The 14612-nt window shown below is 69.4% G+C and carries 10 protein-coding genes; 4 read left to right on the top strand and 6 right to left on the bottom strand.

Translation table 11 applies throughout. The features are described 5' to 3' along the window. The 3 genes from VF825_RS19000 to VF825_RS18990 all read right to left on the bottom strand — a co-directional run. Positions 1-1737 (bottom strand): YncE family protein (locus tag VF825_RS19000; protein ID WP_331116339.1); only part of this gene is annotated, 1737 nt, incomplete at its 3' end. 445 nt (positions 1738-2182) lie between these two features. Further along, positions 2183-4855 (bottom strand): bifunctional YncE family protein/alkaline phosphatase family protein, encoded by a 2673-nt coding sequence (locus VF825_RS18995; RefSeq protein WP_331116337.1) that lies wholly within the window; start codon positions 4853-4855, stop codon positions 2183-2185. A 1139-nt stretch (positions 4856-5994) separates the two neighbouring features. Further along, complete coding sequence (locus VF825_RS18990; RefSeq protein WP_331116335.1) at positions 5995-6900, bottom strand: diacylglycerol/lipid kinase family protein; 906 nt, start codon at positions 6898-6900, stop codon at positions 5995-5997. Positions 6901-7299: 399 nt separating this feature from the next. Here VF825_RS18990 and VF825_RS18985 point away from each other — a divergent pair, with 399 nt between their 5' ends. The 4 genes from VF825_RS18985 (at position 7300) to VF825_RS18970 (ending at position 10708) form a co-directional block, all read left to right on the top strand. Continuing rightward, positions 7300-7725 (top strand): hypothetical protein, encoded by a 426-nt coding sequence (locus VF825_RS18985; protein ID WP_331116333.1) that lies wholly within the window; start codon positions 7300-7302, stop codon positions 7723-7725. A 201-nt stretch (positions 7726-7926) separates the two neighbouring features. Further along, positions 7927-8610 carry a DUF1345 domain-containing protein gene (locus VF825_RS18980; RefSeq protein WP_331116331.1) on the top strand — a complete coding sequence of 228 codons (684 nt, stop codon included), beginning with the start codon at positions 7927-7929 and terminating at the stop codon, positions 8608-8610. Between the two features lie 584 nt (positions 8611-9194). Continuing rightward, positions 9195-10187 (top strand): sulfotransferase, encoded by a 993-nt coding sequence (locus VF825_RS18975; RefSeq protein ID WP_331116329.1) that lies wholly within the window; start codon positions 9195-9197, stop codon positions 10185-10187. Then, complete coding sequence (locus tag VF825_RS18970; RefSeq protein WP_331116327.1) at positions 10184-10708, top strand: GNAT family N-acetyltransferase; 525 nt, start codon at positions 10184-10186, stop codon at positions 10706-10708. The genes VF825_RS18975 and VF825_RS18970 overlap by 4 nt, the downstream gene beginning before the upstream one ends. Before the next feature lie 96 nt (positions 10709-10804). Here the strand turns inward: VF825_RS18970 and VF825_RS18965 are convergent, their stop codons facing one another. The 3 genes from VF825_RS18965 to VF825_RS18955 all read right to left on the bottom strand — a co-directional run bounded on the left by VF825_RS18965 (position 10805) and on the right by VF825_RS18955 (position 14513). Further along, on the bottom strand, positions 10805-11422 hold the full coding sequence (locus tag VF825_RS18965; RefSeq protein WP_331116325.1) for an alpha/beta fold hydrolase: 618 nt from the start codon (positions 11420-11422) through the stop codon (positions 10805-10807). Positions 11423-12198: 776 nt separating this feature from the next. Further along, positions 12199-13362: an acyl-CoA dehydrogenase family protein gene (locus VF825_RS18960; protein WP_331116323.1), complete on the bottom strand. Its 1164-nt coding sequence runs from the start codon at positions 13360-13362 to the stop codon at positions 12199-12201. Positions 13363-13481: 119 nt separating this feature from the next. Then, a complete protein-coding gene (locus tag VF825_RS18955; RefSeq protein ID WP_331116321.1) occupies positions 13482-14513 on the bottom strand; it encodes an LLM class F420-dependent oxidoreductase in 1032 nt (343 codons plus the stop codon). Positions 14514-14612 lie beyond the last annotated feature (99 nt).

The raw sequence follows: 14612 nt of genomic DNA, 5'->3' as shown, positions 1-14612 counted from the left end.
GGAGTGCATGCCGTAGTGCCGGAAGCTCTGTCCGGCTGCGGCGGCCCGGTCCCACAGGAACGCCTTGCTCGGGTCGGCGCTGCCGGCCGTCACCGGTGAGTCGAGGTAGCCGGAGGAGTCGTACTCGGAGCCGTTGCCGTCATAGCCCTGATGGGTGGCGAGCTGGTTGTACGGGTTGGAGTTGCCCTGCGTGGCCCAGTCCCAGCCGTCCTGGCTGACCTCACCGTTGACGTAGAAGTTGTCCAGGGTGGCGAACTTGCTGGCCAGCGCGTGCTGGTTCGGCGTCACGTCCTTGCCGAAGATGGCCAGCGACGGGTCGCCATTGCCCTTGCCGAGGTCGCCGAGGACCTGGTCGTAGGTGCGGTTCTCCTTGACCACATAGATCACGTGCTTGATGGGCGAGCCCTGGCCCGGGCGTCGGGGGATGATCGTCTCCGGCGCCCCGCCGCCGTAGCCGCGGACCGTGCCGGCGCCGGTGGTGTCGTTGTTGAGCTCGACCTGGTGGGTGTATCGGCGCAGCTGGGCCTGGTCGGGCGTGGGTACGACCTGGAGCATGCCCTTGACCAGGTCCTCGATGTACGGGTGGTTCATCGGGTCCGCTAGGGACGCCGAGCCCTTGTTCGGGCCGGTGCCCAGCCCCTTGCCGTCGGCGATGAGCAGCCGGGACCCGTCCTTGGTCACCTGCACTCCGGTTGGGTACCAGGCGGTGGGGATGAGGCCCCTGACCCGGCCGAAGTCCCCGCTCGAGCCGGTGTCCACGACCGCGACGTCGTTGTTGCCCGCATTGGCGACGTACAGGGTCTGCCCGTCCGGGGTGAACGCCATGCCGAGCGGGGACGTGCCGGCCCCGGCGGCGCGGTACGGGCTGAGCGCGATCGTGTGCTGGACCGCGTTCGTGCGGGTGTCGATGACCGAGATCTGGTCGCTGTCCCCGTTGCTCACGAACACGCGGTGCCGGGCGGGGTCGCCCAGCAGGTGGTTGGGGTGCGTCCCCACCGCGATGGGCGCCTTGGGCACCAGCGAGGTCGTGTTGACATCGAAGACGGACACGGTCTTGTCCGCCTGGTTGGACACGTATGCCGTGTGGCCGTCGCCGCTGAGTGCCACCCCGAACGGGTACGCCCCCGTCGGCGCGGACGTCGTGGTGCCCGTGGCGACATCGACGGCGAACAGCTTGCGTGCGTACTGCCCCACGGCGTAGACCGTCTTGTCGTCCGGGGAGGTCGTCACCGTCTGGGGGTAGGAGCCGTCGGGCAGCGCGAGGGTCCGCGTCAGGGTCAGCCGGCGTGCGGCGGGGTCCCAGTCGAAGCCCAGCACGGAGTTCTTGTTCGCGGTGGCCAGGTAGACGCGCCGGCCGTCATGGCTGAACACCAGACCGGGCGCGACCCCTTCGCGTTTGGTGGCGTCGTCGGGGTTGAGCTCGACTTCCTGCAGCAGCCCACCTGAGCGGCTGTCCAGGACGTCCACGGTCTGCCGGCCGTGCGCGTTGCGGATGACCCCGGGCACGAGCAACGCCCGCTCGTCAGGTGAGAGGACCGCGTTCGCGGGGAAGGATCCGGCTGGGTGGGTGCTGCCCGCGGGGGTCACCTGCCACCCCACCGGGGTTAACGCGGTCCCATCCGGGCGGGGGCCGGGGTGGTCAAAGGTCCCGGCGATACCGAAGGCCGCCCCGCCTCCGACCAGGACGGCTCCTGCGATGACGCTCATCACCGCGGCGGCGCGCTGCCTGTTCCTCACGTGGTTGTCCTCTTCTACTCCGTCGGCCTCGAGCGGGCCGGGTACACCGCGAGACTCCCGGCACCACGTGAACTCCAAGGCAACGCACTCGCACCAACACCCCACCGTGAACCAAAGCCGTTGGGCGAGAGTGCGGGACGGCTCGCACTGGGCGCCCCCGTGCCCCGATTCCCCCGGCTCTTAGCAGCCCGGACTGACCGCCCTGACCACCACGCCCGGAACTGACCCGACTGCGTTCGCGTCACGGACCCGAACCATCCCGGCCGCTGCCCCCGTGCCAGGCCGACTGTCGAGGAGTCCCCCATGTCCGCCTCCCGCCCAAGCACCCGCCTGGACATCCAGGCGCTACGTGCTTTCGCCGACGTGAATCGGCCCGCCCTCCCTTGGGGAGAGCGGCCGATTCGGACGCCCGAGGGCGCCTCAGCGTCTCGAGGGCAGGGCGGGGTTACCCCTCACCGCCAGTCGGCGTCCGAGCCCAACCCCGCCGGTAGGCGGTCATGGCGTGCTCGGCTCGGGCGTGCTCGGCTGCGGATGCGTTCGGCCCCGGGCCGGGCGGGGTGGAGGCCATCCCGTAGACGCTGTGCCATAGGACCTCATCGGAGATCTCCTGCGGGACGGCGTCGACCTGCCCGTACGGCATTGCCTGGGACAGCTTGGCGTCTGGGGCGGTGGCCTTGTTGAGCTCGGTCAGGTCCTGCTGCGGGGTGAGGGCGGTGTAGGGGGTCAGGTCCGCCTGGTCGGTGAATGCGTCGTACATCGGGGTGGCGTTGGCGTCGAATAGGGATAGCGGCTTGAGCCCGAGGATGAGCTCCATGGTGCGTAGCACCGACTCCTGGTCGTAGCGGGTGTGCACGACGGCGCCGTGCCGGGCGTACGGACTGATCGCGAAGGCCGGCATCCGGTGCGCGTCGACGTGGTCGCCGCCGTCCTGGGTGTCGTCCTCGACGACGAAGATGGCGCTGTCCTTCCAGATCGGCGAATGGCTGATCAGGTCGACCACCTGGCCCAGGCCGTAGTCGTTGTCGGCGATGGTCGCCTTCGGGGTGGGGAAGCCGGGCTTGGTGCCGTTGGTGTGGTCGTTGGGCAGCGTCAGGTAGTTGAACGCCGGGACCGAGCCCGCGGCGATTTCCTTGTTCAGCTGCGCCTGGAAGTAGTCGAACCGGCTCCCCGTCGTGTCGGTGCCGCCGGCGCCGATCGTGCCGTGGTCGGTGTTCCAGGAGGTGGGCACCTGGCAGGGGGTGAAGTCGCAGCTGAACCGGCCGGGCCAGGAGGTGTCCGTGCCGGCGGTCACCGCCGGGTAGGTGGGCCGGCCGTCGTCGGACTCCGGGCGCACCCCGGCGCTGTTCTCCCCGTCGTTGATGAAGGGCACCCTCTGGCGGGCGGCCTGGTCGAAGATGAAGTCCCGCGGCGGGAACGACTCGGGGTACTGGCCGTACCCGGTGACCCGGCCGCGGCCGGAGTAGGCCGGGTGCAGGCCCTTCTCGACGAAGTTGGTCGCGTACCCGCTGGAGGTGATGACGTGCCCGTCGATGCTGACCTGGCTGTCCGCCAGGACGTGGTCCATCAGCGGGAACTGCCGGGCCAGGGCGTGCGCGTTCGGGGTGACCCCGCCGGCCGGCCCGGCGACCCCGTTGTCGTCGAGCAGTTCGAGCTTGGGGTCGCCGTCCCCGCGGGGGTCGGTGCCGAAGACCTGGTCGTAGGTGCGGTTCTCCCGCACGATGTAGAACACGTGCTTGATCTGCCGGCTGGGTCCGCCGTCGGGACCCACCATTGGGGTGCCGGCCGGGGCTGCTTCGGCGTTGGCAGGGACGACGGCCCGGTCGGCGGCTGCGCTGTCGCGGGCCAGCTGGGCCGGGCCCGGAGCGGGCAGCACGCCCACCTGTCCGATCAGCTTGTCCGGCACGTACGTGCCGTAGGGGGCGGCGCCGCTGTTGGCCCAGTGCGACCCGTACCCCGGGTTCGCGCCGGGGCCGTCCCCTTCAGCCGAGAGCCACACCAACTGGTGTCCACGGGTGATGGCCGCGTCAGTGGGGTAGGCGGCCGTGGGAACCCGACCGGCCAGAGCGGGCCGCGCCGCGCCCACAGACAGGACCGCGACGGCGTCCTCGCCGGCGTCGGCGGCGTACAACCGGTCCCTGGCCGGGTCCAGGGCCAGCGCGACCGGTTGGCTGCCCAGGTTCTGTCCGCGGGCCACGCTGACGGTGCTGGTGACCGTGTCCGTGTCGATGTTGACCTGGGCGATCAGGTCCCGGTTGGCGACCGCGACGAACAGCCGGTGCCGGGCCGGGTCGAGGGCCAGGCCCTGCGGGTGTGCGTTGCGGTTGCCCAGCGCACCTCCGACCCCGACGGTGCCGACCACCTTGCCGGTGGGCAGGTCAACCTCGCTGATCGTGCCGGAGTACTCATTGCTGACATACGCGCGGTCGTTGGTCACCTTCACGTCAACCGGGTACGCCCCGACCGGCACCAGACGACTGGTTCCGGTGGTCAGGTCGACCAGGACGACCTCGTCCGCCTGGTTGAGGGCGACGGCCAGGGTCCGCCCGTTCGGGGTGACCGCCAGGCCCTCCGGCCAGCCCAGCGCCCTTGACTGCCCGGGCCCAGGGAAGGGGGCCGGGTCGCCGGCGCGGCGCTGCGCGGTGCCGCCCTGAGTCTTGGGCAACGTGATGGGGGCCTGCTCGGTCGCGGTCCCGGTGCCGGGGGCGAGACGGAACACGTGCACCGCGTCCCCGGCCGGCGCGACGGCAGAGTCACCAGGGACGGTGGAGCCCTTCGGTTCGCCGGAGACGTAGGCGGTCCGGCCGTCCGGGGCGAATGCCACACCGCCATAGGCGCCCGGCAGCGGCAGCGTCTGCTGCACCCGGCCGGTGGCCACGTCGACCACCTTCACGTCATCGTGACCGTGGCCGGAGTCCACGGCCCAGTACTGCCGCCCGTCCGGGGTCAGCGCTCCCCCGGTCGGGAAGTTACCCACCGGGGTGATCCGCCCCGCCGGCGCCAGCTCGCGACCCAGCGGGTTCACCACGCCCGGCGCGGCGCGACGCGCGGCCGCGTCGACCAGGTGCGCGACCGCGGTCGGCGTGCCTGCCGCCGCGAGGGTAAGCGTGAGGCCCACCATCAGTGGTCCGCGGAGCCTGAACCGGCCCCGCCTTGTCGTGTGTGACCCGGTCCTTGGCATAGCAGTCCCCTGCCCTGAGAAGCCTGTGGCCACGGACTCGTGGCCGATCATGAGCCTCACCAGTGGGGGTGAACTGCGCCGGACAACCAAGGCAAAGCCCACGGAACACTGCGCAACCCTGCACCAGACCGCAGCCAGTCCCCGACCGGCGTGCGGGACTGGCTGCGGCCACCCGCCAGCAGCAGCGCTGAGCTCGATCCGACGCAGCCCCGCCCCGCCTCGCTAGCCCGAGGCGGGACGCTGCCCGCCAAAGCGGGATGGCGGGCAGCGCCTTGTCAGAGTTGCGGACACAAGCAGCTCCTTCCCGTGAACAGCGGAGCTGGTGAGCGCGTTGAGCGCGTCACCTCCGACGCGGCGCTTTCGAAACCAGGCGGCAGTGCCTCAGCGCTGGAGCCTCCCAGCGCGCCTTGACATCAGGCAGTAGCGGGCCCAGCGCGTTGGCCAACCCGACCCACCAACGGGCCAGTTTGCGGACCAGAGCATTCAGGGCGGGCGCCGCCAGGTAGCGCGCTCGGTAGTACCGCGCGTGGTCCCACTGGATCGGCTCAGCGTTCAGCTCGGTTCGGAACAACCCAGTAGGCCAGTCTGATGGCGTGCCACAGCAACTGCTGTCGCAGCTCGGCGTCCAGGAGCAAGGAACTGCGCAAGATTCACAGCCAACAGAAGTAGGCGAAGCGCAGGAGAGCCGGGAGGGTCCACGCCGTTACCTTCCGAGCGCATGGGGTGGGTGTTGAGACCCCACCGCGACCCCGGACAGCGGCTGCGCCCGGGCTCCATCAGGCGCACAAAGTGAGCACCGCACCGCCGTCTCGCCGGTCCTCCAGGTATGACGGCATCCCACGCGCCCACGAACCCCGGGGCTCCCACGAGCGGACTCTCCCGCAAACTCTCGTGGGCCGGGAGCCGGCCCAGCCCCGCACCGCTCGGGTAACAGTTCGCGACCGCCCGTCAAAGGCGACCATCCGGGCCATCGATGCCACTGTGCGCGCCGACCCCGTCAAACAGGAGCCCGGACAGTGCCGCACAGGCCCATGGTCACCAGGGCCGCACCACACCGCCGTCCCTGAATGAGGTGACGATCAGGGCCGGTGGCCCGTGCGAGCGCGCCGGGCCGGGATGCGTACGCGCAGGGCCATGGGCCGAATGGCAAAGTGCAGCGGCGGCTGCAGGTCCACCGCCTCTCCGTCTATGCCCGCGGGCACCGGGCCTGGGGCGCTGACGTCCAAGTCCGCCGTGCTCCAGGCCCGCCCCGGTGGATGGGGACCGTTGTCCGGTGTGTCGATGATGACCACGCCCAACTGGCCGCCGTCGAGCGAGGGGCGGGTGCCACGAGCGGGAGGGCGTTCCAGCGCGTAGGGGTTGTTCGACACAAGTACCAGAGCCAGTCGGACATGCTCACGCCCTTCATCGTCGACGAGGTGTAGCGCGGGCACCCGCCGGCTCGGGCCGAGCACCCTCTGCGCCGTCTCGAGGAGCGTTCGCACTTTGGCATCGCGATAAGCCGATTGCCGCACGGCCTCACCGTAGATGGCGAGCGAGACGTTGTTGAGGAACATTCGATCGTTCACCTCACCCACGTCGATTCGCCGTTCTACTCCCTCGATGAACGCGTCCAGCGCACCGGCCACGTCCCTACGATCCACTCCCAGGTCCGCCGCAAAGTGGTTGCGCGTTCCGGCCGGAACGCAGATGAAGGGCAGGGCGTGTGACGCAGCCGCGGCGGCAACCGCCGCAAGGGACCCGTCACCTCCCGCCATCCCCAATGCATCCGCGCCACTTGTCACTGCCACGTCGACCAGCGTCGTTAAGGACTGGCCTGGGGTCAGTGTGACGACGTTGATCCCGCGGCTGCGCGCGCGGTCGGCGACCCCGGCGCGACCCGCCGCACCGTTGCCCGACTGTGGGTTCACGAACAGCACCGGATGCAGAGGGGGGTCGACGCGCTGCCACGGATGCCGCGTCGGCCTTGGCGTGGGCAGGCTCATGACAAACCTGTGGTGGCGGTGCGCCGAAGCCAACAGGTGCTTGCAACTGGCAGCGGAGGACTGCCGTAGCGCGGGAGGGTAAGGCCAGTTCGGCACTTCGCGACTGCCATGGCGACCCCTTGGACATCCGGCTGCGTCTCTGCGGCGCGTGGATGCCGACACGCTGTGACGGGCGGGTCGCCGGCGGCCAGCGACTGCCACCACCGAGGCTCTCTTGGCAGTAAACCACCATCGACAGGACGTCGTCGTTCACGAAGATTGCGGATCCGCTCCGGCCCCAGCAAACCAGAGGGCCCCCGATGGGGACTTTCGTCCCTTTGAACGCCATCGGCCCCTTTTTAGCGTTTGTGGGGTCAAACCACGGGCGTGGTTTTGCCCTCAGTCAAGAGGAGTGCGGGGATGGCTCTGTCAGATGCCCTTGCAGCCATGTCGGTTCAAGCCAAGGATGCCGAGGATCAGTTCAAGGCCGCCCAGACGGAACAGCGTGCCAAGTTGGAGCAGGCGGTCTCCAAAGCGCGGGAGTCGGCCGAACAGCGCAGCCAACACATGCGCTCCCAGGCCGACCAGACCAAGGTCGAGGTTTCCGCCTGGTGGCGCGATCTCCAGCATCAATGGGACGAGCAGGCTCAGCAGGTGCGGTCCCACCTCGAGGCGAAGCGCGAGGAGCACGACGCCAAGCGCGCGGCCATCCAGGCCGACATAGCCGAGGCCGACGCCGAGACCGCGATCAGCATCGCGCTCGCCGCCATTGAGGAGGCAGAGTACGCCGCGCTCGACGCGCTGCTGGCTCGCGACAAAGCCAACGAGCTCGCCTTGGCTAAATGATGGCCCTGGTGACGGTCGCCTGTCGCTGACCAACCACTTGGCCCTGACACGTCGCAGGCCACAATGCCGTGCCTACCCTTGCTGGCGGGCGGGCGCATAAGACCGGTCGCCCGGGACTAACCGACGAACGGGCTCGATGCGTTCGTGCCGGCTCACCAGAGAGCACGTGACACGCCCGCTGGCGTTCGGCACACTCCGACGATGAGCGAGATGCCGGCGAACAATCTCTACCACCGGTGGTTGGGCTGGCACGCCCTGGAAATGCGGCGGGCCGTCACCGTCGCTGCCTTCGGACTGATCGTCGCTTTCGTTCTGCTGCTTTTCGTACCGTGGAGCCTGGCGTTGATCGGCGGCTGGGACGCAGTGGCCTTCGCGTTCCTGATCACCACGTGGCAGATCATCGGCCGAGCGGACGGTGCACGTGCCAGGTGGCTAGCCACGCGCGAGGACCCCACCCGAGCCTCGTCCACGGTGCTGCTGGTCAGTGCCAGCGTCGCCAGCCTGCTCGGGGTTGGACTCGCTATCCACCTGGCGGGGCAAGAGCGAGGCGCACTACAAGTGGTCCTGATCGGCGCGGCCGTTCTGACCGTCGTGCTCTCGTGGACCTTAGCCAACACCGTCTTCACCCTGCGCTACGCCCACCTGCACTTCACGACGACAGTCCCAGGCATCGGCTTCGGCGACATGGACGAGCAAGAACGGCCCGGCTACCGCGACTTTGCCTACGTCGCGTTCACCATCGGCATGTGCTACCAGGTGTCCGACACGACGTTGCGCCACACCGGGATCCGGCGCACTGCGCTATCGCACGCCTTACTGTCGTACCTGTTCGGTGTGGTCATCGTGGCCGGTTCGGTCAACCTCATCTCAGGACTCATCCGATAGGCGCCGCCCAACGTCAGTCACCGTGGCGACGTTGTCCGGTTCAGGTGTCGCCTCCGACATCGGGCCAGCAAACGACTGTGCTGGCCCACCAATGCCTCGACACACAGCACGCCAGTGTGCTGGCTCAGCAATGCCAGGACACATGGCCCACCAGGACGTACTACGTAGATGGCGACCTCCCGGCCGCCACCGAGTAGATGTGTTTGGCGTGACGCGTTCACCGTGACGTAACTTCAGGCGCGCGGGCGAGGTGTGCCGTTGCACTTGGCCGGGCTCGTACATTCCGCGCCATCCCGGACAAGCCAGCAAGGACACCCCCTGTTGAGCTCACCGTGCCGACCCCACTTGGCTCCGATAGCCGAAGTGATGGTCAGGCGCCTGGGCGTCTCCCTGCACCTTCACCGCTGCGCCCGGGTGCCGCGGGTGTTTCTCGGGCGGGTGTGGCCCCGGTTCGGTTCGTGGCGAAATCCGGTGGTTGCGCGGGGTCGTTCATCCCGTGGGCGAGGACTGGTCGCCCGGGTGTGACATGGCGATCACGTCGGCGGCGCAGCGTGGGCTCAGGTAACAACGTCACAAGGGACCTGATGACCATGCTTGCGTTCGTCACTGGAACCGGACGGTGCGGCTCGACTCTGCTGACGGAGATGATCGCCCGCCACCCACAGGTGGGCTTCGTGTCCAACGTCGACGACAAGCTGGCCCCGCTCGACCTCAAGGGGCGCTGGAACTCCGCCTTGTTCGCTCACTCGGCAGAGCGGCACCCTTCCCTGGGGGCGTTCGGCCACCGGCGCCGGTTTCTCGAACGCGGCCGGCTCCGGGTGGCCCCGTCCGAGGGCTGGTCCCTGCTGGAGCGACAGGTCTCGGGCATCCTCCCGCGTCCGTGCCGGGACCTGCTCGCCACGGACGCCACCCCTTGGCTACGGGCCCGGATCCGAGGGTTCTTCGACGACCGCATGGCGGCGCAACGGAAGCCGGCGTTCGTCCACCACGTCACCGGGTGGCCGCGCTCGGGGCTGCTGTCCGCGGCGTACCCCGAGGCCCGGTTCGTCAACGTCGTCCGGGACGGCCGGGCGGTGGCCAGCTCGTGGCTGCAGATGGGCTGGTGGGAGGGCTACCAGGGCCCCGAGCACTGGTTCCTGGGGCGACTCCCGCAGCCCTATGACTCCCTGTGGGAGAAGTCCGGACGGTCGTTCGTCGTGCTGGCCGCGCTGGGCTGGCGCATGCTCATCGAAGCCGCGGAACAGGCCCGCACCCGGGCGCCCGAGGGGCACTGGCTGGACATCCGGCACGAGGACATCCTGCAGGACCCGCGGGGCCAGATGAAGGCGGTGCTGGAGTTCCTCGAGCTGGACTGGACGCCACGATTCGAGGCCGGCTTCACCCAGCACCACGTCGCCGCGGGCCGGGGCCGCTCGTGGCAGCACGACCTGTCCCCGGACCAGGTCCAGGACATGGAGGCCGTCCTGGACGAGACCCTGCAGCGTTGGGGCTACCCCCTCGACGCGGCGGACGACCCTGGCGGGGTTCACACCGGGCTCATCCCGGGTTCACCTGCCACGGGAAGGCTCGGGTCATGAACCGCCCCCTCTGGCCGAACACCGCAAGCGCGCCGTGCCGTCGGCTGGTGCACCTGGCCTCCGAGCGGGACATCCCCGCGATCGAGGCCCTGCACGAGCGGTGTTCGACGCAGGTCCTGAACGGTCGATACCTGGGCTTCCCGCCGCCCCGAGCGGTCGAGACGCTGATCCGCAAGACCGAGACGTTCATCGTGCCCGGCGATGGGGAGATCCTCGCCATGGGAAACCTGGCCCTGCGCCACGACGGTGGAGCGCGATGGGCCGAGGTGGCCGTCCTGGTTCGAGACGACCACCACCGCCACGGTCACGCGACAGACCTCATCCGGGCCATGGCCGGCGCGGCGAAGGCCCGGGGAGCCCGCGAGCTGGCGACGATCACGCGCCCGGGTTACGGGTTGGCCGCCCAAGTGATGAGCCGGTCGTTGGGTCCGGTGTCCGTCACCATCGCGGACGGGCTGGCCAGCGTCACCTGCAACCTGTACGGCGCCACGCACTCCCTCCTCACGGTCGAGTCCGAGTAAGGCCCGGGCGACCGGTGTCGTCGGCCGCCGCACGCGCCCCGCACCAGCTGCGAGGCGCCACACACCAACTGCAGGGCGCTATCACCGATCCGGTTGCTACGCGTCCCCGGAGGTCAGGTGGGCGATCACCTCGACGGAGAAGTTCTCCGGCCGCGTGTGGTGGACCGTGTGCCCACCGGCGATCGTGACCAGCTGTGCCCCCGGAATCGTCCCGGCAAGCTCCCCCACATACTCCTGCGGCACGCAGCTGGCCGGACCTCCCGCCACGACGAGGGTGTCCGCCTGGATCTGCGCCACCCACGCCGCCCACCGTGAATCCGGGTTGTCGATCTGGGCGCGTACCCGGTCGACCATGTCCCAGTCGAAGTCCAGTGGCACCGTCGGCTTGCCCATCACCACCGGCTCCCGCGGGTACGGCACACCAACGTCCTCAAGGACCAGCTTGCGCACCCGCTCGGGTGCCCGCGCCGCCACCAGGCAGCCCACCAGACCGCCAACGGAATGCCCGACCAGATCCACCACGGGCAACTCCATCGCGTCCAGGAACCCGAGAACGTCCTCGGCGAACGTCTCCAGCCCGTACGGCCCACTCCACACGCTGCGACCGTGGCCGCGCAGGTCGAGCGCGTACGCCACCCCACCCCGGCGACCCCATCGAGACAAGAAGTGCATCCAGCTCTCGCTTGTCTCCCCCGTCGCGTGGAGCAGCAGCACCGGGACCGAATCCTTCCCTCCATCCACCGACAGGAACCCGAACTCGCTTCCACCGACCATCACTGAGCGCGTACCATTCACCGCGCCAGTGCAACAGCGGCGGGTTAACGGACGACGACGCCCACCCCACGACCACCGACACCGCGGGTCGGGTGCGACACCCTAGGCCGGTGGTGCACAGCATCATTGCGCTGAGGACGACCGGGGCCGCCACGACCTGGCTCCGGCAAGCCCCGTCGCGTCGCGCCTCCTACCTGGCAGCACAGTGGACTCCCTGACCCGGGCGAGCACTGCGGTCAGTGCGCAGCCCCGCGTTGATCTGATGACATACCCATGGGCGGCTGTCACGATCGAGTTACCCAGCCCAAGGGGAGCCCGCGATGCCGCGGGCACGCCGCACGGTCCAGGTCAACCGGCCGGTCCACGATGTCTTCGCGTTGTTCACCGAGTCTGAGAGCGCCCACCTGCGGCGGCGCCACGTCAGGCAGGTCGCCCCTAGGGCACCGGCGCGAAACTGGCGGAAGGGCGGCGCCGGGATGGCAGCAGAGGTCAAGGCTGCCGCCCCACGTTGGGCGGCCTTGACCCCGGTGGACAACCGGCAGAGCCAAGAGTCGTCAGAGCCCACCGTCGGGTGTCACACAACTGTCACACAACGCGTTCCAGACGGTGCGGTCACATGCTGGTTGCCCGGGCGCCCCACCACTCAGGATGTCGGCGGCAGGATGTCCGCCAGACGCCCTACGATGGTGCTGACCTGCGATAACGCCGGTCGACGACTACTTCAGGAGCTGACGTGCCATCACGACGCGCTGGATCTGGTTGGTGCCCTCGTAGATCTGGGTGATCTTGGCGTCGCGCATCATCCGCTCGACCGGGAAGTCCTTGACGTAGCCGGAGCCACCGAGCAGCTGCACCGCGTCGGTGGTCACCTTCATGGCCACGTCCGAGGCGTAGCACTTCGCGGCCGCGCCGAAGAAGGGCAGGTCCTTGTCGCCGCGCTCGGACTTGGCGGCGGCGACGTAGACCATCTGCCGCGCGGCCTCGAGCTCCATCGCCATGTCGGCGAGCATGAACTGGATGCCCTGGAAGTCGGCGACCCGCGTGCCGAACTGCTTGCGCTCCTTGACGTAGCCGATCGCGAAGTCGAGCGCGCCCTGGGCGATGCCGACGGCCTGGGCGCCGATCGTGACGCGGGTGTGGTCGAGGGTGCGCAGCGCGATCTTCAGGCCCTCGCCGACGCCGCCGACGATGCGGTCACCCGGGATGCGCACGTTGTCGAAGTGCAGCTCGCGGGTCGGGCTGCCCTTGATGCCGAGCTTGCGCTCCTTCTCGCCGAAGCCGAAGCCCTCGTCGGACTTCTCCACGACGAACGCCGTGACGTTGGAGCCACGCTTGCCCTCGGGGTCGGTCACGGCCAGGACGGTGTAGTACTCGGAGACGCCGGCGTTGGTGATCCAGCTCTTCTGGCCGTTGAGCACCCAGCCGTCGCCGTCGCGCCGCGCCCGCGTCTTCATCGAAGCGGTGTCGGAGCCGGCCTCGCGCTCGGACAGGCCGTAGGAGAAGGTCGACTCGCCCCGCGCGACCGGCGGCAGGTACTTCGCCTTGACCTCCTCGGAAGCACCCAGGATCAGCGGCATGGTGCCGAGCTTGTTGACCGCCGGGATCAGTGACGCGGAGGCGTCGGCGCGGGCGACCTCCTCGATGACGATGCAGGTCGCGAGGGCGTCGGCGCCGACCCCGTCGTACTCCTCGGGGATGTGCGGCGCGAAGAAGTCCGAGGCCACCAGGGCGTCGTGCGCCTCCTGGGGGTAGCGCGCCTCCTCGTCGACCGCCGCCGCATACGGGGCGATCTTGTCCTCCGCGATGGACCGGATCGCCTCGCGCAGCGCCTCGTGGTCCTCGGAGATCTTGAACAGGTCGAATGAAGGGTTTCCGGTCACGGCGGCGATGCTACCCGCGGGTATGCCGGGTGGTCGCCACGCATGACGCACCTCACCGAGTGGCCGTCGCACGGCTGGGCGGCCAGCCTCTGGCTGACCGCCCCAGCGCCCTTGCGGGGTCAGTCGCCCTTGGTCAGCAGCTCGGGGATGACGTAGTTCTCGAACAGGTCGATGCCCGAGGTGTCGTAGGCCGCCTCCTGGAAGTAGGTGATGGCGTACGTCATGCCCTGCGCCTCAAGGCCACGCAGGGTCTCGATGATCTGGTCGGGCGTGCCGACGGCCGGCTGGGTTGCGAGGTTGGCCACGTGCTCCTCGGCCCGTGCCTCGGGGAGGCCGGCGCGGATGAAGTGGTCCTTGTGCCACGCGAGGCGGTCCTGGACCTCCTTCTCGTTCTCGCCGATGACCACGTTGTAGTTGGCCGAGCGCACGATCGAGCCGAAGTCACGCCCGAGGTCGTCACAGTGCCCCTTGAGCACCTCGCTCTTGTGCGCGAAGCCCTCGGGGCTGCCGTCGAAGTTGGTGTAGTCGGCGTACTGCGCCGCGATGCGCAGCGTCTTCTTCTCCCCGCCGCCGGCAATCCACATCGGGATGCCGTTGAGCGGCGACCCCGGGAACGTGGTGCCCTGCAGCGGCCGGGGGGCGCAGATCGCGCCGTCGACCTGGTAGTGCTTGCCGTCGAGCGTGGCCGAGCCCTTGGTCCACATGTCGCGGAAGACCTGCACACCCTCCTCGAGCATGGCCAGGCGCTCCCCCGCCCGCGGGAAGCCGTAGCCGTAGGCGCGCCACTCGTGCTCGTACCACCCGGCGCCGATGCCCATGTCGATCCGGCCCTCGGTGATGATGTCGACGGTGGCCGCGACCTTGGCCAGGTAGGCCGGGTTGCGGTAGCTCATGCAGGTGCACATCTGGCCCAGGCGGACCTTGTTGGTCACGGCGCCGAGCGCGGCCATGAGCGTCCACGCCTCGTGCGTGGCCTCGCCGGAGGGCTCGGGCACGGTGTGGAAGTGGTCGTAGACCCAGACCGACTCCCACTCACGGGTCAGCTCGTCGGTGCGCTGGGCAAGGCCGGCCATGACCCCCCAGTGCATGTCCGGCTCGATGCCGACCAGGTCCATGCGCCAGCCCTGGGGGATGAACAGTCCGAATCGCATGTCGTTGCTCCCTGCGGTGTGGGGGTGGGTAACGGCTGTGCAGCACGTCACTCTAGTCACCGGATCTGCGTGCGCCGCCGGGCCACCTCGGCGCCGCGA

Source organism: Oryzihumus sp. (assembly GCF_036391795.1).
Classification (GTDB): Bacteria; Actinomycetota; Actinomycetes; order Actinomycetales; family Dermatophilaceae; genus Oryzihumus.
This window is presented reverse-complemented; position numbering and strand designations above follow the sequence as displayed.